Origin of the sequence: Bradyrhizobium sp. HKCCYLRH3099 (genome assembly GCF_051167855.1) — a bacterium.
Classification (GTDB): Bacteria; Pseudomonadota; Alphaproteobacteria; order Rhizobiales; family Xanthobacteraceae; genus Bradyrhizobium.
In genome coordinates, this window is record NZ_JBNPTW010000005.1 from 333,377 (window position 1) to 354,236 (window position 20,860).

Annotated in this window: 15 protein-coding genes; 7 read left to right on the plus strand and 8 right to left on the minus strand. The window is 65.5% G+C overall.

Going from position 1 to position 20,860, the window contains the following annotated elements; all coding sequences use genetic code 11:
• Positions 1-41 precede the first annotated feature (41 nt).
• The 7 genes from ACQR1Y_RS14105 to ACQR1Y_RS14135 all read left to right on the plus strand — a co-directional run bounded on the left by ACQR1Y_RS14105 (position 42) and on the right by ACQR1Y_RS14135 (position 10,872).
• Positions 42-962, plus strand: coding sequence for a LysR family transcriptional regulator (locus ACQR1Y_RS14105; protein WP_434876868.1), 921 nt, complete (start codon positions 42-44; stop codon positions 960-962).
• 279 nt (positions 963-1,241) lie between these two features.
• Positions 1,242-1,484, plus strand: coding sequence for a type II toxin-antitoxin system Phd/YefM family antitoxin (locus ACQR1Y_RS14110; protein ID WP_434857464.1), 243 nt, complete (start codon positions 1,242-1,244; stop codon positions 1,482-1,484).
• Between the two features lie 4 nt (positions 1,485-1,488).
• Positions 1,489-1,920, plus strand: coding sequence for a type II toxin-antitoxin system VapC family toxin (locus ACQR1Y_RS14115; protein WP_434876912.1), 432 nt, complete (start codon positions 1,489-1,491; stop codon positions 1,918-1,920).
• A 1,332-nt stretch (positions 1,921-3,252) separates the two neighbouring features.
• Positions 3,253-7,827 (plus strand): autotransporter domain-containing protein, encoded by a 4,575-nt coding sequence (locus ACQR1Y_RS14120; protein ID WP_434876869.1) that lies wholly within the window; start codon positions 3,253-3,255, stop codon positions 7,825-7,827.
• A gap of 1,317 nt (positions 7,828-9,144) precedes the next feature.
• On the plus strand, positions 9,145-9,558 hold the full coding sequence (locus ACQR1Y_RS14125) for a response regulator transcription factor (protein ID WP_434876870.1): 414 nt from the start codon (positions 9,145-9,147) through the stop codon (positions 9,556-9,558).
• Positions 9,555-10,202, plus strand: coding sequence for a response regulator transcription factor (locus ACQR1Y_RS14130; protein ID WP_434876871.1), 648 nt, complete (start codon positions 9,555-9,557; stop codon positions 10,200-10,202). The genes ACQR1Y_RS14125 and ACQR1Y_RS14130 overlap by 4 nt, the downstream gene beginning before the upstream one ends.
• A gap of 154 nt (positions 10,203-10,356) precedes the next feature.
• On the plus strand, positions 10,357-10,872 hold the full coding sequence (locus tag ACQR1Y_RS14135) for a Dps family protein (RefSeq protein ID WP_434876872.1): 516 nt from the start codon (positions 10,357-10,359) through the stop codon (positions 10,870-10,872).
• A gap of 44 nt (positions 10,873-10,916) precedes the next feature.
• Here ACQR1Y_RS14135 and ACQR1Y_RS14140 read toward each other — a convergent pair whose 3' ends face one another.
• The 8 genes from ACQR1Y_RS14140 to ACQR1Y_RS14175 all read right to left on the minus strand — a co-directional run bounded on the left by ACQR1Y_RS14140 (position 10,917) and on the right by ACQR1Y_RS14175 (position 20,632).
• Entirely contained in the window at positions 10,917-11,747 is an 831-nt protein-coding gene (locus ACQR1Y_RS14140) for a sensor histidine kinase (protein ID WP_434876873.1), read from the minus strand.
• Positions 11,748-11,894: 147 nt separating this feature from the next.
• A complete protein-coding gene (locus tag ACQR1Y_RS14145; protein WP_434876874.1) occupies positions 11,895-12,803 on the minus strand; it encodes a helix-turn-helix domain-containing protein in 909 nt (302 codons plus the stop codon).
• A 37-nt stretch (positions 12,804-12,840) separates the two neighbouring features.
• Positions 12,841-13,827, minus strand: a complete 987-nt coding sequence (locus tag ACQR1Y_RS14150) for an RNA polymerase factor sigma-32 (protein ID WP_434876875.1) — start codon at positions 13,825-13,827, stop codon at positions 12,841-12,843.
• Between the two features lie 243 nt (positions 13,828-14,070).
• A complete protein-coding gene (locus tag ACQR1Y_RS14155) occupies positions 14,071-15,207 on the minus strand; it encodes an oxalate decarboxylase family bicupin (protein WP_434876876.1) in 1,137 nt (378 codons plus the stop codon).
• Between the two features lie 174 nt (positions 15,208-15,381).
• A complete protein-coding gene (locus ACQR1Y_RS14160; protein WP_434876877.1) occupies positions 15,382-15,822 on the minus strand; it encodes a fluoride efflux transporter FluC in 441 nt (146 codons plus the stop codon).
• Between the two features lie 2 nt (positions 15,823-15,824).
• Entirely contained in the window at positions 15,825-16,226 is a 402-nt protein-coding gene (gene crcB, locus ACQR1Y_RS14165; RefSeq protein ID WP_434857801.1) for a fluoride efflux transporter CrcB, read from the minus strand.
• A 48-nt stretch (positions 16,227-16,274) separates the two neighbouring features.
• Entirely contained in the window at positions 16,275-19,460 is a 3,186-nt protein-coding gene (locus tag ACQR1Y_RS14170) for an efflux RND transporter permease subunit (RefSeq protein ID WP_434876878.1), read from the minus strand.
• Positions 19,457-20,632 carry an efflux RND transporter periplasmic adaptor subunit gene (locus ACQR1Y_RS14175; protein ID WP_434876879.1) on the minus strand — a complete coding sequence of 392 codons (1,176 nt, stop codon included), beginning with the start codon at positions 20,630-20,632 and terminating at the stop codon, positions 19,457-19,459. The genes ACQR1Y_RS14170 and ACQR1Y_RS14175 overlap by 4 nt, the downstream gene beginning before the upstream one ends.
• Between the last annotated feature and the right edge of the window lie 228 nt (positions 20,633-20,860).

Consider the following 20,860-nt stretch of genomic DNA (forward strand, 5'->3'; position numbering starts at 1 on the left):
CGCTAATTTCGAGAGCCAAGGTTTCAATTATTGGAAGAATGATGGACCGCTTCGAAGCGATGCGGACGCTGGTGGCGGCGGTGGATGGCGGCAGCCTCTCGGCGGCATCCCGTGCGCTCGGCGTGCCCCTGCCGACGGTCAGTCGCTGGATGTCCGAACTGGAGGCGCATCTCGGCGCGCGGCTCTTGGTGCGGACCAGCCGCAAGCTGATCCTGACCGAGGCCGGCGAAGCCTTCGCGGCCGTGGCGCGGCGTCTGCTCGACGACCTGGCCGAGGCGGAGCGCGCGGCCAGCGGCGAGTATCGCGAACCGCGCGGCGAGTTGCTGGTGACGGCGCCGATCATGTTCGGCAAGCTTCATGTCGCGCCGCTCGTCCATGCGTTCCTCGCCGCCTATCCGCCGGTCAGCGTGCGGCTGATCCTGTCGGACCACGTCATCGATCTCGTCGACGCGCATGTCGACGTCGCGGTCCGCATCGGCCGCATGCCCGACAGCCAACTCATCAGCCGTCAGGTCGGCCACGTGCGCTGGATCCTCAGCGCCAGTCCGGACTACCTCGCCCGCCGCGGCGAGCCCGACGACTTCGAGGCCCTGCGCGATCATGATTGCATCGCCTTCGAAGGATTGCAGACCTACCGGAGCTGGACGTTCGGCAGTGGCGCCAGCGAACGCACGGTGCCGATCAAGCCGCGGTTTTCGGTCAACACGGCCGACGCCGTGGTGGAGGCAGCGGCGGCCGGCCTCGGTGTCGCGCGCCTGATGTCCTACCAGGTCGCGCCGGCGATCGCCGACGGCCGGCTGGTGCAGATCCTGCACCGTCAAGACGATCGTCCGACGCCGGTCAACCTCGTGCACCAGCCGCAGCCGGTCCAACCGCTCAAGCGCCGCGCCTTTCTGGATTATGTTGCTCCAAGGCTGAGCCTCGCGCTGGAGAAGATAGAAGAATCTATTGGGACGGCATGAGCCGAACGAGGCGCTGCGATGCGCTGGTCTGTATGGAACTAACAAACGACTTGTTGCTGTGCCGGCAATAGCAGCCGATAGTTGATGAAGAGAAGCTCGGCATGACCCCGCAAAATATTCCTGTGGAATCAAGACCAAAGGAATTCGTCGGTCTTGCGCTGCAAGGGCCGCGAGGAGCTCATGGTCTTCCGGGCAGGCGCCTAGGCGCCCAACGGCTTGCCGCAGCGGGTCTTCCGCCCTACAATGACTACTGTAGTCATATCTAAAAGTGGGAGAACCATGCGCGAGATTCAGCTTCGGGATGCCAAGGCCAACCTCTCCGCCGTGGTCGATCAGGCGATGGAGGGCAAGCCGTCGGTCATCACGCGTCACGGCAAGCGCGAAGCAGTCGTTTTGAGCTATGAGGAGTGGGAACGCCTATCTCACGTGCCGAGCTTTGGACGGCTGTTGATGGCGGCGCCGCTGGCAGCGGTTGATGGGCCGGAGCGCAATCCGTCTCCGGTACGAACCGCCGATTTCTGACGTCGTGTATCTCGTCGATACCAACGTCATTTCGGCGGCGGCGCCAGGACGCCCTGTCCCTGCCGCGCTGGTCGATTGGATGGATGAGCAATCGGCGTCGCTGTTCATATCGGTCGTGACGGTCGCGGAGATCGAGGACGGGATCGCGAAGCTGCGGCGGGACGGCGCCACGCGCAAGAGTGCCGACATCGCCGCGTGGTTGGAGACGGTCGTACATCTCTACGCTGACCGCATTCTTCCTTTCGACATCGAGGCTGCCCGGATCGCCGGCGCCTTGACGGATCAGGCGCGGGGGCTCGGTCATGCGCCGGGCTTTGCCGACATCATCATCGCCGCGACCGCGCGCCGGCATCAACTGACCATCCTATCCCGCAACCTCCGCCATTTCGAGCCGCTGGGTGTCGCTGTGCGTGATCCGTTCGCGGCGTTGCCGTGAACGTGGCGGGATGAGGTCGTTGCTACAACAGTGCATGTAACTTGCTCCTCGACCCGCATGTCCGGACGTCGGCAGTTCAGGACTCGCGTGAGGTCATTGCTGCGTCTTTCGCGCGAGATAACGGACGCATTTGGTGCGTTCCTGACCGCCCGGACGACTTTCAACCCTCACCCTGAGGAGCACGCCGCAGGCGGGCGTCTCGAAGGGCGAGGCCCCGGCTGTGGCCTCATGGTTCGAGACGCGCCGCCACGAGCAATCGTCGCGGGGCAGGCTGCGGAGAACGGCGCTCCTCACCATGAGGGGAGAGTACCGAAATCTACGCAGCACGTGGGCCCCGAGCAGCGTGTTCATGGAGAGAGCGAACGCCAGGTAGCGCTGCGTTGACGTCGGGTGGTGTCGCTGATCGGCTGACTAATCATCCACCCGACGGGCAATCCTCGCATAGCCCACATGCACCAACTGCCCGTCGTGCCAGTTTGTCGCGCACTTCTCCCTTGTCACGTCGGGCAAATCACGCCCACATTCTCGTACATCCCGGCTCGCTGAAGAGGGACGTTTCGCGATCGTCATGAAGCGTCGAGCCGGTGAGGCGACGGGCGCGTTGCTCTGCAGCCGGGTGTCACAGCCCGTGCCGACGAACGGAGCGAGGCGACGGCGAAATGGTGTGGTCCTGGTCTCCCGACGCTGAGACCAAGCCGGTGGTGATGATGATCCGCTGGCGACGGGGGCAAGACAGCCGGTCCCCGGGGAGAGCGCCTATAACCCGCAAAACCGTCGCGCAGGGAAGGCCGGATATTGGGCTGAACCTGTGGTTCTACCGCGTGCTTGTTTGCTGCACGCGGACCGCGGGTATCAGCCGATACCCGGTCTTCTCTGCGCCTCTTCTTCGGAAGGAGAGGTCCATCGATCGCAAAGCTCGGGCGCATCTCGCCGCGGGAGTGCTGAGCCATGCCTGCCGTTTGAAACTTATAACGCGCATCCGTGCGATCTCGCCTGCGAGGCGGGCCATCGCACAGGTGATCTGAAGCCTCTCCGCGGCGTGGGCGAAGGTCAGTCATGCCGCACTGTTCAACGGCACCGCTTCGCTCCGGAACAGCTCCGCACGGGTTCCACCCCGGGGAGAATCGTCGGGTTCCCGCGAAGACACCGAACAAAAACTGCATGCTTCTGATCTTCCGTTGCTTGGTACACGACGTGCAATTTACAAGCATTCGAGTCGAGCGCGATCGCCGCGATCGTGGACCTTTGCAAGACGTGGTTGACAACATGGCGCGAATGCCAGCGACGGGCCCATCAACGTCCCGCGATTTCTATTTTCACGAGCGACGATGTGTGCCTTCGTGGCGCGCCGCGCTGCTGGCGAGCGCAAGCTGGCTCATCATCGACACCAGCGCCGGCTACGCGCAGACCTACATCACCAACTATCAGACGATCTCCAGCCCCAACCAGTTTGGTTCACCGATCTACCTGCAGGGCGGACAGCTGAGCGCGGTCTCCTCGCTCTCGAGCATTGCAGCCTATATCAGCGTCGACGACAACCAGTCCGGCACGCTTTCCGTTCAGAACGGCGGCTCCGTGACCGTCTTTCTGGGACGGCTGGGCACTAACGCCTCGTTTCACTTGGGCTCCGCGAGCGAGCAAGGCACGATCGTCGTCAACTCCATATCCAACTACGGGCAGCCCACGGTGCATATTGACGGGGGCTATGTGCTGTCCGGATGGCAATTCGCCGTTGCGCTCGGCGGCTTCGCGAGCACCACGGTGGCCGCAACCGCCTCGCTCGACTTCAATGGCAATGCAGGTCAGGTTCGCAACCTGCAAGGGAGCGGCAACATCGGCAACCTCGGCGCCCCGATCACCGTGGACGGCGGCAACTATGCCGGCAGCATCACGGGCGCAAGCTTGCTCACATTTCTGCACACCACCACTTGGACGGGGACGGCAGGTTCCATCCGGGCCTATCTGGTCGACAGCGGCGCAACACTGACAACGTCGGGCGGCGCGACGATGAGCGCCACGGCTCCGCTGACGGTCGACGGAACATATAATCTGAACACCAGCGAGACGGTCGGCTCGCTTGCGGGGGCGGGCAATTTGGTGATCGCCGCTGGGCAGACGCTGACCGCGGGCGACGACAACACCAGCACCACCTTTTCCGGCGTCATAGACGGCGCGGGCGGCCTGACCAAGAATGGCACCGGCACCCTCACCCTGAGCGGCACCAATAGCTACAGCGGCGATACGACGCTGAACGGCGGCACGCTGCGGATGGGCACGGCGAACGCCATCGCCGCGACGCGCGCGCTCATCGTTTGGGGCGGCACGTACGATCTGAATCATTTCGACCAGAGTGTCGGCGGCATCAACGGCAACGGCGGGACCACCGTTGCCCTGGGCACGGCGACGCTGACGCTCGGGGGAGCCAACAACAATACTGGCTATTTCGGCAACATCACCGGTAGCGGCGGCCTGGTCAAGACAGGGACGGGCGTCCAGGATCTCTACGGCATCAACAGCTATTCAGGCGCAACTGTCGTGGACGGGGGCGTCCTGCGCGTCACCAGTAACGGCACCCTGCTGAATACGCCGACGATCGACGTCTACAACAGCGGCACCTTCAGCCTCGGCACCGCCAATGGGCTGTCGAACTCTGTCGGGATCACGCTGCATGATGCCGGCTCGAGTCTTGCGCTCGGCGTCGATCAGACCATCGGGTCCCTGGCCGGTGGCGCCGGATCCTTCGTTCATCTGAGTTCAGGAAGCCTGACTACGGGGACCAACAATGGCAGCGGCGTGTTCGCCGGCGAGATCGACGGCAACGGCGCGCTGACCAAGGTCGGCACCGGCGCACTCACGCTGTCCGGGAGCAACAGCTACACCGGTGCGACCACCGTCAGCGCGGGCTCGCTGTATGTCAACGGTTCAATCGCCAATTCCTCGGGCGTTACTGTCGCCGCGGGCGCACTGCTTGGCGGCTCCGGAGCGGTGTCGTCGACCGTGGTGAACGGGACGCTGTCGGCCGGCAACTCGCCGGGCACGCTGAGCGTCGCGGGAGATCTCACGCTTCATTCGGGAGCGACCTCGATCTTCGAGCTGAACACGCCAGGCGTGGTCGGTGGCAGCAATCCAGCGACCGGCAACGACCTCGTCAATGTGAGCAACGACCTCACGCTCGGCGGCACCCTCGACGCACGGATTGCCGCGGCCGGCTTCTATCGCCTGTTCACCTATGGCGGCACGCTGTCTGGCGATTTCGCGGCCAAGGTGCTGACGTCGACCACCTCAGGCTTCACGATCGCCACCGCGCAGCTTGAGACCACGATTCCCGGCCAGGTCAATCTGTCAGTGCTCGGCACCGGACAGAACCTGCAGTTCTGGGACGGCGCCGACAGCACCGGCAATGGCACCGTCAACGGCGGTGCGGGCAGCTGGAGCGCCGCCGGCACCAACTGGACCGGCAGTCCCGGACAGGCGGCGATCAACGGCCTCTGGGGCGGATCGGTCGGCGTGTTCGCCGGCGCGGCTGGCGGCTTGGTGACGGTCGCCGGCCCTCAGAGCTTCGACACGCTGCAATTCTCCACCAACGGCTACACGCTGAGCGGCGGCTCGCTGGCAATCGCGCCCGCCAGCGGCAATGCCAGCGTCTTCAATGTCGACAACAACATCTCCGCCACGATCGCATCGACGGTCGTCGATGGCAGCGGCACCGCGTTGAGCAAGGCCGGTGGCGGCACGCTGGTGCTCACCGGCAGCAACAGCTACAGCGGCGGTACGTTTCTCACCGGCGGCACCGTGTCGGTCTCGTCGGACACCAATCTGGGCCTTGCCAGCGGCGCACTGACATTCAGCGGCGGAACCTTGCAGGTCACCGGAACGTCGTTTTCGGGGACCTCCCGTGCGATCACGCTCGCAGCCGGCGGCGGCGGGTTCGACATCGCCGACGTGGCGAACACGTTCATGCTCAACCAGGCGCTCTCCGGGGCCGGCGGCCTGACGAAATCCGGCGCAGGCACGCTGGTGCTCGCGGGCGCCAATACTTATCAGGGCGGCACCACCATCAAGGGTGGCGTGCTCCAGGTCTCCGCGGACAACAATCTCGGCGCCGCCGGCAGCGCCATCAGCTTCGGCGGCGGCGCGCTGAGCACGCTGAGCAGCTTCACCAGCGCGCGCGGCCTGGCTTTCACGGGCGCAGGCGCGATCGACACCGCAGCCGGCACGGTCGTCGGTTTCGACGGCGTGATCAGTGGCAGCGGCTCGTTCACCAAGAGCGGCGACGGAAAGCTCACACTCGGCGGCGACGGCAGCGGGTTCAGCGGCGCGACCACGGTTACCGCCGGCACGCTGGCGGTGAATGGCGTGCTCGGCGGCACGCTCGCGGTGGACGCCGGGGCGCGGCTGCAAGGCAATGGCACGATCGGACCCGTGACGCTCGCCGCGGGTGCAACCATTGCGCCGGGCAACTCGATCGGTACGCTCAATGCCGCAGGCAGTCTCGTCTTTTCGCCCGGTTCGATCTACGAGGTCGAGGTCAACGCCGGTGGACAACACGACACCATCGTGGCGAGCGGACTGGCGACCTTGTCCGGCGCCCACGTCAATGTCCTCGCCGGAAGCGGCAATTACGGGCTGCACACCAACTACACGATCCTCACCGCAGCGGGCGGGCTCTCCGGCACCTTCGCCGATGTCAGCTCCAACTTGGCCTTCCTGACGCCGAGCCTCAGCTACGATCCGCAGAGCGTGACCCTGACGCTGACCCGCAACAGTACGGATTTTGCTGCTGTCGGCACCACGCCGAACCAGCGCGCCATCGGCGCGGCCATCGACCATCTCGGCAGCGGCAACGCCGTGTGGAGCGCCGTGCTGCAGACGGACGAAGCGACCGCGCGCCACGCCTTCGACCAGTTGTCCGGCGAGATCCATGCCTCGAGCCGCGCCGTGCTGCTGCAGGACAGTCACATCGTGCGCGACGGAGTGATGGACCGCTTGCGCAGCGCGTTCGCGACCGCAGGCGCACCGTCCCTGCCGATGATGGCCTATGCGGCCGCCGACGCCGCTCAGCCGGCGGGTACGCCCACTCACGACGTCGTGGTCTGGGGCCAGGCGCTCGGCGCGTGGGGTCATCTCCACAGTGACGGCAATGCCTCGCGCGTGAGCCGCTCCACCGGCGGCGTGCTCGCGGGCGCCGATGCCCGCGTCGGCGACAGCGACTGGCGCGTCGGATTCGTCGGAGGCTACAGCCAGATGCGACTTGACGTGACGGCGCTCGGAGCCTCGGGCACGAGCGACAACGCCCATGTCGGTCTCTATGCGGGGACCGAATGGAGCGCACTGGCGCTCCGCGCGGGCTTGGCTAGCAGCCGGCAGAACCTGGCTGCGAGCCGGACCATCGCGCTGCCCAATTTCGCCGATCGGCTGACCTCTTCGTACGGCACCTGGACCACGCAGGTGTTTGGTGAGCTGGGCTATCGCATGCAGATGGGTCGCTTCGATCTCGAACCGTTCGCCGGCGCTGCCTACGTCAATATCGCGAGCGATGCCTTTCGCGAGGCGGGCGGCGCTGCTGCGCTGACTGGACATAATCCAACGGCACAGACGACATTCACCACACTCGGCACGCATGCCGCGACCGGCTTCGATTTCGCCGGCGTCTCCACCACGGCCCGTGCGACCGTCGGATGGCGCCACGCGTTCGGCACCGTCGCACCAATCACGATGGTCAGTTTCGGGGACGCCGTTCCCGTCGCCATCACTGGAACGCCGCTTGCCCGCAACACCGCCGTGGTCGAGGCCGGGCTCGACGCGCGGATATCGGCGCAGGCGACGGTCAATCTCTCCTACACCACACAGGTGTCGCAGTCTCTCCGCGACCAGTCGTTCCGCGCCGGGCTCAATCTGAAGTTCTAGTCGGATGAAGGGTGCGCGGGCTGTTGAAATGTTCGGCGTCAATCAAACGAATCTCCGCTATTTCACCTGGGCTACGCTTAGTTCGGTCCGGACAGAGTCGCCCTCTCGACCAGCGTAAAATCTGAGCGAGCCTTTGGCATTGCCGGTTTTAACTACAACGTGCTGCTTCTTCTGATCGCGATCGAAGACAATTTCCGCCATTGAGGTGCTGACCGTCGCCCCGCGCAGCGCAGGCGGACAGCACGCGTCGGTTCAGCTTGATCTCGGTATCGGTCAGCGGCCGACGGGCAACGCGCGCATGTCCGGCATGCCCCGCATGCGCTAACTGCCCGTCGTGCCAGTTTGTCGCGCACTTATCACTTGTCACGTCGGGCAAATCACCTGCACATTATCGCGCATCCCGGCTCGCTGAAGAGGGACGTTTCGCGATCGTCATGAAGCGTCGAGCCGGAGAGGCGATGGGCGCGTTGCTCCGCAGCCGGGTGTCAAAAGCCCGTGCCGACGAACGGAGCGAGGCGACGGCGAAGTGGCGTGGTCCGGGTCTCCCGACGCTGAGACCAAGCCGGTGGTGATGATCCGCTGGTGACGGGGGCAAGACAGCCGGTCCCCGGGGAGAGCGCCTATAAGCCGCAAAACCGTCGCGCAGGGAAGGCCGGATATTGGGCTGAACCTGTGGTTCTGCCGCGTGCTTATCTGCTGCACGCGGACCGCGGGTATCAGTCGATACCCGGTCTTCCCTGCGCCTCTTCGTTGGAGGAAGAGGTCGATCGATGACAAAGCTCGGGCGGATCTCGCCGCGAGACGGCGAAACCATGCCTGCTGTTTGACACGTGGAGACATGCGGCGGGAGGGAGCGCGAGAGGATCGCGGGCGCTCCGATTGAGAAGGCCGCGGGGCAGACGGGAGCGATATGACAGCCGTGCCTTCGCTCCTCGCCGGAGCGCTACGACGACATCCGCAGCAGATGGCGCACGGCGGTTCGATCCCGTCGCAGCCGTCGCGTACGAACCGGAACAATCCGAAGCTCGTTTGCAAGCGGAGTCATCGCTGAATTGAGCAGGGGCTCGGCCCATAAAGTCGACCTCGTTGGAAGGGAGGGGATTGTCGATCTGGCGCACCATCATCGAAGGCCACAGCGCCGGGAACCCGGGCTTCGATCACGACGGACCCGGCGCTACGCTGGGCGTTCGCCTTGCCGCGCAAGGGCGGCAAGAGGGGGCGCGGCGATTGCGACCCATATCTTGATATGATGGGCTCCGGCGGGGGAAGCCGTCATACCATGATGGGCTGGGCACGCGGATGCGGCAGGAGACAAGATTGGCGCAGGCAATGACCATCTGCATCGTGGACGACGATGATGACGTGCGGGAAAGCATCTCCAGCTTCCTCCGCTCGGTCGGGCTGCGGGTCGCCGGTTTTGCCAATGCCGAGATGTTCCTGTCGTCCGCGACCATCGCTGACGCTGCCTGCTTGATCACGGATCTGCACATGCCCGGGATGACCGGGCTGGGGCTGCATCGCGAGCTGTTGCGCCGCGGCATCCGGATGCCGGTGATCGTGATGACGGCCTATTCGACGCCGGAGGCCCGCGCGGAAGCCGATCATCTCGGCGCGGCCGGGTTCGTCGAGAAGCCGGTCGATCCCGAACTCCTGCTGCAGGACGTCGAGGCGATCCTGCGGCAGGCCACGGCCGGCGAGGACCGGCCGGATCCATCGGGCCCGGCGTCATGACGCGGCCGCCGAACGGGCAGGAGCTGCCGCTGATCTGCGTCGTCGACGACGACGAAGACGTTCGCAATTCCCTCAGCAGCCTGCTGCGCTCGGCCGGCTACCGGGTGAGCGTGTTCGCCGGGCCGGCCGAATTTCTCGCCTCCGATGCCGGCGACGCCGCATCCTGCCTGATCCTCGATATCCGGCTCGGTGAAGCCGATGGCCTCGAATTCCAGCAGGAGCTGGTCGCCAGCGACGCGGCGATCCCGATCATCCTGATCTCCGGGCATGGCGACATTCCCATGACCGTCAGGGCGATGAAGGCGGGCGCGGTCAACTTCCTGCCGAAACCGTTCGACGACACCGCGCTGCTGGACTCCGTCGGCGAGGCCGTCTCGCGGGCACGGGAGCGCCGCAGCGAGGCCGATCGCGAGAACAGCGTCCGCGTGCGCTGGGACGCGCTGACCTCGCGCGAGCGCGAGGTCATGCAGCTCGTCACCGCCGGGCTGATGAACAAGCAGGTGGCCTGGGAGCTGTCGCTCAGCGAGATCACCGTCAAGATCCACCGCGGCAACATGATGCGCAAGATGCAGGCGAAGTCGCTCGCCGAGCTGGTGCGCATGGCGGACCTGCTCGGTGTTCGCGCGGAGCGCCGCGAGGCCTGAGGCCATCACGCCGATCGTGGATTGCGACGCCGCCGGCGTGCGTTTGCGCAAACGTCCGTGCGGATCGGATACGGCCGCGCCGTGCTCATGCCTAGATCGACGGGAGCGCCGCGCGTGCCGCCCCGCCGATCTCCATCATGAAGGACCTGAAGTCATGCCATCGCCCGTCCGCCCCGACCTCGCCAGCCCGACCGACCTGTCGTCCGATGCGACGCGCGACATCACCGCGGCGCTGCGCGCGCTGCTGGCCGATGTTTTCGCGATCTACCTCAAGACCAAGAATTTTCACTGGCACATGTCCGGTCCGCATTTCCGCGACTATCATCTGATGCTCGACGAGCAGTCGGACCAGATCTTCGCCATGACCGATCCGCTTGCCGAGCGCGCGCGGAAGCTCGGCGGGATGGCGCTTCGCTCGATCGGACAGATCGTCCGCAGCCAGCGCATCGCCGACAATGACGCCGATTACGTCGATCCGCTGGACATGCTGGCCGAGCTGCGCAGCGACAATCAGCAGCTGACGCGCGAGCTGCGCCGCGTGCACGAGCTCTGCGATGAGCATGGCGACGTCGCGACCGCGAGCCTGATCGAGAACTGGATCGACGACGCCGAGCGCCGCGTCTGGTTCCTCTACGAAGCCGGCCGCACCGGCCACAATTCGCGGGGGTGACTGAGATCGAACACGTTGCCTTCAACGCCTTGCGGGCAAGCCGTTCAATCCGCCGATCCGAGCTCGAACGACAGCGTGCTGCCGCCCCCGGGCTCGGATTGCGCGATCAGCTGCCCGCCATGCGCCTCGACGATCGCGCGCGCGATCGTCAGGCCGAGGCCGGTCCGGTCGGGCCGGGTGGAAAACAACGGATCGAACGCGGCGTCGCGCACCTCCGCGGCCATCCCCGCGCCGCTGTCGGCGATGCTGCAGCGGACGGTGTCGCCAAGGTCGGAGATCGCGATCGTGAGCACCCGGTCGCCGGCCGCATCGGCCATCGCGTCGATGGCGTTGGCGACGAGGCTGAGCAGAACCTGCTGCAACTGCTCGCGATCGGCGCGCACATGTTTCGGCGTCGCAGGGACTCCGCGGTCGACCACGATCCGGTGCCGCGCGAGATCCTTGGCGACGCTCCGCAAGACCGCGTCCAGCGCATCCTCGATCAGCACGGCAGCCAGTGCGGGACTCTCGTGAGCGGCGACCGTTCGCAGCGAGCGGGCGATTCGCGTCGCGCGCAGCGCGGAGTCGCGGATGCGTTCCAGGCCGCGGATCGCCTCGGCAATGTCGGCCTGGGGACGCCTGAGCCAGCGCAGCGCAGCCTCGGCGTCGAACACCAGGCTGGTCAGGGGATGCTGGAGCTCACGCGAGATATGAGCGGCGTAGTGGTGCAGGGCCGCGGTCGCATCGGTCGCACCGGCCCGGCGCTCGCCGTCGCGCGCATCATCGGAGCGGCGGTCAGCCGTCGGCGCGCATGGGCCGGGCGGGTTCGTGCCGTCGGACCAGCGCCCGGACAGCCCGCTGGGCATCTGCCGGGCGGAAATGGGCGCGTCTCGCATCCATGGGCTCCTTTTCTGCTTGAGGGGCGAGGCTCCGGCTCAGCCGCTCACCCATCCTCGGCGATGACGATGGCCCGCCCTGAGGTCCTGCGTCTTGAACGAATTGCCGATTGCTGGACTGAAATCGGAGCGGTTTGGCCGGCGGGGTCAGCGCCGCAATTGATCCCGCCAGGCTCTCGGCGTCGCGCCGGTTTCGCGCGAGAACACGCGGGTGAAATGGCTCTGGTCGGCAAAGCCGCAGGCCATCGCCACATCCGCCAGCGACAGCCGCCCCTCGGCCATCAGCTGCTTGGCCTGCTCGACCCGCATCTTGAGCAGCCAGCGATGCGGCGTCGTGCCGGTCGCCTCGGCGAACTGACGCGCGAAATAGCTCGGCGTCAGTCCGCATTCGGCCGCGATCTCCGCGATCGAGATGTCGCCGTTCAGGCGGCTCGCGATCAAATCCTTGGCCCGCCGCAGGCGCCATCCCGCAAGTCCCTTGGCGACCGCCCGGGGCTCGATCGCGACCCCATAGGTGCCCGCGATGTGGCTGCACAGCGCGATCATGGTGTGATCGAGGAACAGCTGGTTGACCTCCGCCGGCCGGTCGAGCGCGGGCAGCATCGCCAGCCCCAGATGCATCAGGACCGGATCGAAGAAGCCGTGGCCGCTCTCGACGCGCAATTCGTCGGCCGCCGACATGCCGCCGGCGGCGGCGAGGTCTGCGAAATAGCGTCGCGGAATATGAAAGTGAACGAAGTCGAACGGATCCTCCAGCTTGGCGTCGACGCCGTTCCGGAGATCGAAGAACACGCTGTGATTCCGCAGCAGGTTCGTCTGCGGCGTGTTGCGGCCGCCGAGCCAGAGCTCTCCCTTCTGGTAGTCGATCAGCTCCAGCGAGAAGGCATAGCCCTCCTCGGGAGGAACATGCTCGACGAATCCGAAGCCCGGCCCGGCGATCACGCGCGCGACCGTGATGTCGTTGTTCGAGCGTCCCTTCACCAGGAGCGAGCTCACCGAGCTCTGGCCGCGCCAATGCTCGTCCAATCGCGTGCCGTACAGTTCGGCGTTGGTCATCCCGACCCTCTCTGCCGCTCGCCTTCGGGCGGCAAGCTCATATCGTTGCGTGTGCCGCGCCGCTCGCTGGCATCTGGCCGAGCGGCACCGGGAACGCCTTTAACGATCGATGGCCGTCACGCAAGGCCGCCGACGCAGCGCAGGTCCGGCGGGCGGCGGTGGCGACCTTTGCAAACGCCCGTGCTTCGATTTGCCGCGCCCGCTCCGCCGAGATCAACAGCTTCTGGCCGATCGCCTCGAAGCTCGTCGGACGCTCGCCGAGATGCCGCGCCGAGAAGATATAGCGCTCGCGCGCATCGAGCTGCACCAGCGCCTCCTGCAAGGCGCCACGCCGGCGATCGAGCTCGTCGTGGCCCGCTAGGATGGCCTCGGCATTGGGCGTGTCGTCGGCGATCAGGTCCTGCCACTCGCCGCTCTCGTCGAGATCGGACAGCGGCGCATTCAGCGACAGATCGCCGGACAGGCGCTGCTCCATCTCCATCACGTCGCGCAGCGGGACCTCGAGCGTCGTCGAGATCTCCTCCGCCAGCTCCTTCGTCAGGGCGCCGTGGTGCTCGGGCCGGATGCGCCGAAGCTCACCGCGCAGCCGGAAGAACAGCTTCTTCTGTGCCGGCGTGCGGCCGATGCGGACCAGCGACCAGGACCGCACGACATAGTCGTAGATCGCCGACTTGATCCACCAGACGGCGCAGGTCGCAAAGCGCGCGCCACGATCGGGATCGAACTTGTCGAGCGCCATCATCAGCCCGACATTGGCCTCTGCGATCAGGTCGCCAAGCGGGAAACCGTAGCGCCTGTAGTCACGGGCCAGCTTCGCCGCCAGCCGGAGATGGCTCGTGACCAGCGCATCCGCCGCGGCGCGATCGCGCTGCGTCAGCCAGCGCTGCCACAGCCTCGCTTCCTCGTCCTTCTCCAGCATGGGATAGCGCTGGATCGCGCGCATGTAGTCGTGCTCGTCGAAGGACGCGAGGCTGCTGTAGGCCGGTGCAGGGGCAGGAGCAGGGGAGGGAAGTGATGAGGCCATGAGACTCTCCACGGGTGGCGTTGTACTCTGTCGTAGAGGTAGCGAGGCCTTTCCCGAGAGAACATTAAATCTAGGTGTTAGGCGGCCAGCCGGAGTGACAAGGTGTGGCGCGGATCGCGCCGGCTTGCTTCTCATCAAGGGGCCAAATGCCTGTTTTGTGTGCGGCCTTGCCTCGCACAACCGTGCGGAGATGACGCTTGCGCGCAGTCGCCTGCACGCAAGCGGTGGGCCGGGCGGAGGACGTCAGCGCACCACGCCGCGGGGATTCGGATCGAGGGCGGCCATCGCGACGTCATCGAGTTCGAGATGGCCGCGAACCAGGTCCGGCGGGGTCAGCGCCAGCCACTGGTTTAGGGGGACGTCCTTGAACCGCGGCGTGTTGAAGACATTCAACACCCGGACCGGCGTCGTGCCGATGTTCTCGATGTAGTGCGCGAGCGTCTTCGGCACATAACCGACGTCGCCGGCGCGATAGTTGAACGTCCGCGCCTTGGAGGTGGCGTCGAACACCGTCATGCGCGCTTCGCCCTGGATGTAGTACTGCCACTCGTCGGCGTCGGGGTGCCAATGAATCTCGCGCAGCGCGCCGGGCTCGAGATCGATGATCAGCGCCGCCATGTTGGTGACCGGAAAATTCCTGACATCGATGACTGTGGTGCGGCCGCCGTCCCACTGTGTCGGCCTGAGGTCCCCGCGGTGGATCGTGAACGGCATTGCGGGCCGGGTCTTCGGCAGCCTGGCGAGCACGTCGTCGAGCGGCGGCGGCCCCGGCAGCGGAAAGATGTACTTCTCCTTCGCCGGGAGGTTGGAGAAATGCTGCGCGGCGACTCCGAAGTTCTTGGCGACGACCTCGATCGGCATATGCGCCATCAGCTCGGTAACCAGCAGCGTCTCGTTCTCGGAGAAATTGCCGTCGTCGAACACCAGCAGGAATTCGCAGCCTTCCGCCAGCGCCTGAATGGAGTGAGGCGTGCCGGAGGGAAACAGCCAGATGTCGCCGGCCTCGAGATCGTCGACATAGACCCCGCGATCGGGATCGACGGCGGTGACGCGGCAGTGGCCTTCGAGCACGTAGCCCCACTCGGCCTCCTTGTGCCAATGCAGTTCGCGGACCACGCCGGGGCCGAGCCGCATGTCGACGCCGGCCATGCCCTTGGCCGCCGGCAGTTCGCGCACCGTGACCTCGCGCGCCCAGCCACCCGCTTCCAGACGATTATGCGCCAGGCCGAAGGAGAATTTCAGATTCGGGATCGAGCCGTTGTCGGTCGGCGGCGGACGCAGAATATCCGGGTTCTGCCGGTCGAGCTCGAAATTGCGCGGACCGGGATCGCTTGCGCCGTAAGCGCCGCGAATGGGTTGAAGATCGGCTGATGTCGACATTAAAATTCTCCGCTGCGGTTCGTCTCGGGGATCGAGGTGCATCGCGCCCTCGTTCGAAAGCGCATGACCGAGATGATGAGAATCGGCGGAGCGCGGTTTTCCGATTGCACGCCCGAGCCTGGAAAGCTCACGGCGCTCGAAGCACGCGGACCTCTTTTCGACGCAGGCGGACGATCAAGACAGCGCGCGGCACTCTTCGACGGCAGCGGGCGGGGTTGGGCGGCTAAATCGTCGGCCAAGTCGATATCCGCATGCGGCTGCCAGCAACGACATCGCGACGACGCCGGACACATAGGCGGCGCCACGACACGCATGATGATCGAGAATGATTATGAACGTCTCCCAGCTCATCAGCGAGCGTGTCGTGTAGCCTCCGCAGAACCCGGCCATGACGAACTGACGTGAGACCTCGCCCATCGGAAAGGGGCCGCGCGAGTCGGTGAGCACAGCATACAGGGCGATGATGAACGAGCCGGCGATGTTGACGAAGGCCGTCGCCAGGAGGTCGCCGCCCCACAGCTCCGCCATGAGCGACGTCGTGCCGTAGCGTGACAGCGCACCCAGCGCGCTTCCAAGACCCACGGCCATGCAGAGGACGAGGCGCGAGGCCGACATTGTCACGCTCCTAGACCCGCGACAGCAACCGTGCCGAAATAGCCGACCGCCACCGCGGCCAGACAGAGCACGGTCGATGCAATCACGTTGAGCGCCGCAAGCCCGGTGCGGTGGTCCAGAACGAGATTGACGGTTTGAAGACTGAACGACGAGACGGTGGTGTACCCGCCGAGCACGCCCGTGATGACCAGGTCATGCGTGGAGGCGCCGGCAAACACGCCCCCATGGACGCGCGCCAATGCAACGACCATGCCGATGAGCAGGGCGCCGGTGACATTGACGACCAGCGTGCCCCAGGGGAACGTCGTGCCCCATCGCAGCGCTATGCCGTCCGACACGATGAAACGGGAGGCTCCGCCGATGGCGCCGCCGAGGCCGACGAGAAGATACGCCTCGATCGGGATTGTCTGCACGCGAGTTGATCCTCGATTGGGGACGACTTTTTGACGGCCCTAGGACGCGACGGCTTGCTTGAGCCTGCCAGGCTCCGGCGTGTCATCGCCCCCTGGGATTGCCTGTGCCGGAGCAGACTCTGCGCCGGCATCGGGCCGGCTTGGCGTCGATGGGCGCAGCCGGCTTAGCCAATCGCCGAGGGCATCGAGATAAAGGTAGACCACCGGCGTCGTGTACAGCGTCAGGATCTGCGACAGCAGGAGGCCGCCGACGATGGTATAGCCCAGCGGCTGACGCAGCTCCGATCCGGTCCCGGTCCCGAGCATCAAGGGCAGGCCACCGAGCAGCGCCGCCGTCGTCGTCATCAGGATCGGCCGGAAGCGCAAGGTGCAGGCCTGATAGATCGCGTCCGGTGCCGACAGTCCCTGGGTGCGCCGGACATCGAGCGCGAAGTCGACCAGCATGATGCCGTTCTTCTTGACGATTCCGATCAGCAGGATGATGCCGATCAAGGCGATCACGCTGAGGTCCATCTTCACCGCCATCAGCAGCAGCAGCGCGCCGATGCCCGCCGACGGCAAGGTCGAGAGAATGGTGATCGGGTGAATCAGACTCTCATAGAGCACGCCGAGGATGATGTAGATGACGATCAGCGCGACGCCGATCAGCAGCGGCGTGCCGGACAGCGAGGTCTGAAACGCCTGGGCATTGCCCTGGAATGAGGTCGCCAGCGACTTTGGCTTTCCCGACGCCTGCTCGAACGCCTTGATCGCCGCGACCGCGTCGCCGAGCGCCACACCCGGTTTCAGATTGAAGGAAAGCGTGACCGAGGGGAACATGCTCTGGTGATTGACGAGGATCGCAGACGGCACGATCTTGCTCTGGACCAAGGTGCCGAGCGGCACCTGCTGTCCGCCGGACGACGGCAGATAGATCTGATTCAGCGCGTCTGGGCCATATTGGAAGCGCGGATCGACCTCCAGGATCACGTGATACTGGTTCAGCGATGTGAACATGGTCGAGACGATACGCTGGCCGAAAGCGTCGTTGAGGGTGTTGTCGATCGTCGACGGCAGGATGCCGTAGCTCGACGCCACCTCGCGGTCGACGGTGATGTCCAGACGCGGCCCGGCATTGGCCTGATCGCTGGCGACGTCGGTGATCCCCGGGATCTGCTTCAGTCGGTCGAGATAGATCGACGCCCAATGGGCCAGCTCGGCCGAGTCCGCATCGGTGAGGGTGTACTGATATTGCGTCTTGGAGAGCCGCGCGCCGATGGTGATGTCCTGCGCCGACTGCATGTAGAGCGCGATGCCCTGGATGCGGGCGAGCTCCGGCTTGAGCCGGGCGATGATCTGGTCGACGCTGACGCCGCGCTCGGCGCGCGGTTTCAGGATCACGAAGATGCGGCCCTGGTTCAGGGTTGCGGTCGGTCCTCCCGGACCGATGTAGCTCGCGACCGATTGCACCGCCGGATCCTTCAACAGCACGCCGGCGATCGCCTGCTGGCGCTCCGACATGGCCGGAAACGAGATGTCCTGAGAAGCTTCGGTGATGCCGACGATCTGTCCGGTGTCTTCCTGCGGAAAGAAGCCCTTCGGGATCGCGGTGTAGAGATAAAAAGTCAGCGCGATGGTCGAGAGCATCACCAGCAGCGTCGAGAGACGATGCCGGAGCACCACATTCAAGCCGCGCGCGTACAGCGCCAGGAGAGAATCGAACGCCCGCTCGGACAGCAGATAGAGCCGTCCGTGTCGCGTGCGGCTCTCGTCCTTCAACAGGCGCGCGCACATCATCGGGGTCAGCGTCAGGGAGATGACGAGCGACAGGATCAGCGAGGCGGTGATGGTGACGGCGAACTCCTGGAACAGCTTGCCCACATAGCCGCCCATCAGGAACAACGGAATGAAAACGGCGATCAGAGACAGCGTGATGGAGATGATGGTGAAGCCGATTTCGCCCGATCCCTTGACGGCCGCCTCCATCGGAGAAAGTCCGTTCTCGATATGGCGGACGATGTTCTCGATCACCACGACGGCATCGTCCACGACGAAGCCCACCGCGATCGATAGTGCCATCAGCGAGAGATTGTCGAGGCTGTAGCCGAGCACATAGAGGATCGCGAACGTGCCGACCAGCGACAGCGGCACGGTCACCGCGGGAATGACGGTGGCCCAGAGGTTGCGCAGGAACAGGAAGATGACCATGACGACGAGGCCGATGGTCAACAGCAGGGTATGCTGCACGTCCGAGACCGCGGCGCGGATGGTCAGCGTCCGGTCGGCGGCGACCGAGACCTTGATGGCCGGAGGCAGGGAGGCCTGAAGCTGCGGCAACAGGGCCTTGATCCGGTCGACGGTCTCGATGACGTTGGCGCCGGGCACGCGCTGAATGGCCAGGATGATCGCGCGATCCCTGTTGTACCAGCCGGCGAGCAGATCGTTCTCGGGCCCTGCCACGGCCTTGCCGATGTCGCGGATTCGGACCGGTGCGCCGTTGCGATAGGCGACGATCAGCGAGTCATATTGCTCCGGCTTGAGCAGCTGGTCGTTGGTGTTGAGCGTATAGGTGACGCGGGGGCTGTCGAGGGTGCCCTTCGGCAGATCGACATTGGCGCCGGCGATGACGCTGCGAACGTCCTCGAGCGCCAGGCCACGGGCCGCCAGCGCTTCGGGATTGACCTGGATGCGGATCGCCGGCTTCTGCTGGCCGCCAAGACCGACCAGGCCGACGCCCGGGATCTGCGAGATCTTCGGCAGCAGGACGTTCTCGGCATAGGCATCGACGGTGGTGAGCGGCAGCGAGTCCGACGTCAGCGCGAGCAGCATGACCGGCGTCTCCGCCGGGTTCACCTTCCTGATCGTCGGCGGATAGGGAATGTTCTGCGGCAGGAATGGACTTGCGGCATTGATCGCTGCCAGCACGTCCACGGCGGCGCTGTCCACGGTGCGCGAAAGGTCGAACTGCACGATCAGCTGGGCCACGCCGAGCGCGCTCGACGACGTCAGTTGAACAACGCCCGGGATCTGGCTGAGTTGCTGCTCCAGCGGCGTGGCGATCGACGAGGCGATCGTCTGCGGATCGGCGCCCGGGAGCTGCGCCGAGATCTGGATGGTCGGGTAGTTGACATTCGGCAGCGCGCCGACCGGCAGCAGCCTGTAGGTCGCCAGCCCGCACAACAGCAGGCCCAGCATCAACAGCGACGTCGCGATCGGCCGGTTGATGAAAGGGGCTGAGAGGTTCATGGCAGGGCATCCTGGACCGCGCTCTGCAGTTCGGCTTCGCGCGCGGCCTTCCCGTGCAATGGCTGCACGGGGCTGCCGTCCTTGAGACGGGACTGCCCGTCGACCACGACCGTCTCATCGCCCGAAAGGCCGCTGTCGATCAGCGCCTGGCCCTGGCTGATCTGGGTGACCGTGACGGGGCGCAACTGAGCCGTGCCCGAGGCTGTGACGACATAGACGTAGGAGCCGCTCTGCCCTTGCTGCACGGCGGAGCCGGCGACGGTGAGGCTGTTCTTCCGCATCGTCAGCAGCAGATTGACGGTGACCAATTGGCCTGGCCATAGGCGGTGCTGCGCATTTGGAAACTCGGCCTTCAGCTCGACGGTGCCGGTCCCCTGCGCGATCTGGTTGTTCACGAGCAGCAGCTTTCCCTCATCGAGCCGGGTCTTGCCGTCCTGGCTGTCGGCGATGACCTTCAGCGGACCCTGGGCCATCTGGTCCTGGATCCGCGGCAGATCGGTCTCGGGAAGCGCGAAAGTGACCGAGATCGGCTCGATCTGGGTCACGACGACCAGTCCGTTGGGATCAGCCGGATGGATGATGTTGCCGACGTCAATCTGCCGTAGGCCGGTGATGCCGGGGATTGCCGACGTCAGTCGCGTATAGCCGAGCTGGATGCTGGCCTGGTCGATGAGCGCCTGGTCCGCCTTCACTGTCGCCTGTAGCTGCGTGACCTGCGCCTGTTGATTTTCGATCAGCTGTGCCGTGGCGAAGCCCTTGTCGCCGAGCTGGGTGTCGCGCTTGAGATTGGCCAAAGCGTTGCTGAGCTGCGCAGTGTCGCGGTCGCGATTGGCGCTGAGCTGCGCGATCTCCGCCTGATAGGGACGCGGATCGATCTGCGCCAGCAACTCGCCGGCCTTGACGAATTGTCCCTCGGTGAAGCTGATCTCGGTGAGCTGGCCCTGGATCTGGCTGCGGACCACATCCGTTTTGTCCGCGACCACGGTCCCGATGCCCTTCAGATAGATCGGCACGTCGCTGCGGGCGACCTTGGCTGCGATCACCGGCACCGGCGCGGGTGGCACGGCGACAACAGCGGCTGCAGCGAGTGAATCGCCGGAACTCGCGTACCACAGGCCTCCAGCCGTTGCCGAGGTGGCGAGCATCGCGGCGATGATGATCATGTTGCGCATGGTCAGGATGTCCTTGCGAGCGAGAAGCCGGCTATCGCCGCCTTTTCCTATGCGTGAGAGCTGGATCGAGAGATGAAGAGGCGGCGTCAGGCGACGTTTCGAAATCGCACGTTGAAGGGGGGATCAGGTCTTCGAAGAGGTGCAGCCGGTTCGAACGCCGAGAAAGAGGGCTTGGGAAATCGCGACGGACTTTCCACCTGCCGACAGGTTCGGCCCCAGGCGATGCCG

Excerpts from the sequence above, each read along its gene's own strand:
- ACQR1Y_RS14105 (WP_434876868.1), top strand. The coding sequence starts at position 42 with ATGGACCGCTTCGAAGCGATGCGGACGCTGGTGGCGGCGGTGGATGGC.
- ACQR1Y_RS14110 (WP_434857464.1), top strand. The coding sequence starts at position 1,242 with ATGCGCGAGATTCAGCTTCGGGATGCCAAGGCCAACCTCTCCGCCGTG.
- ACQR1Y_RS14130 (WP_434876871.1), top strand. The coding sequence starts at position 9,555 with ATGACGCGGCCGCCGAACGGGCAGGAGCTGCCGCTGATCTGCGTCGTC.
- ACQR1Y_RS14135 (WP_434876872.1), top strand. The coding sequence starts at position 10,357 with ATGCCATCGCCCGTCCGCCCCGACCTCGCCAGCCCGACCGACCTGTCG.
- ACQR1Y_RS14140 (WP_434876873.1), bottom strand. The coding sequence starts at position 11,747 with ATGCGAGACGCGCCCATTTCCGCCCGGCAGATGCCCAGCGGGCTGTCC.
- ACQR1Y_RS14145 (WP_434876874.1), bottom strand. The coding sequence starts at position 12,803 with ATGACCAACGCCGAACTGTACGGCACGCGATTGGACGAGCATTGGCGC.
- ACQR1Y_RS14150 (WP_434876875.1), bottom strand. The coding sequence starts at position 13,827 with ATGGCCTCATCACTTCCCTCCCCTGCTCCTGCCCCTGCACCGGCCTAC.
- ACQR1Y_RS14155 (WP_434876876.1), bottom strand. The coding sequence starts at position 15,207 with ATGTCGACATCAGCCGATCTTCAACCCATTCGCGGCGCTTACGGCGCA.
- ACQR1Y_RS14160 (WP_434876877.1), bottom strand. The coding sequence starts at position 15,822 with ATGTCGGCCTCGCGCCTCGTCCTCTGCATGGCCGTGGGTCTTGGAAGC.
- ACQR1Y_RS14170 (WP_434876878.1), bottom strand. The coding sequence starts at position 19,460 with ATGAACCTCTCAGCCCCTTTCATCAACCGGCCGATCGCGACGTCGCTG.
- ACQR1Y_RS14175 (WP_434876879.1), bottom strand. The coding sequence starts at position 20,632 with ATGCGCAACATGATCATCATCGCCGCGATGCTCGCCACCTCGGCAACG.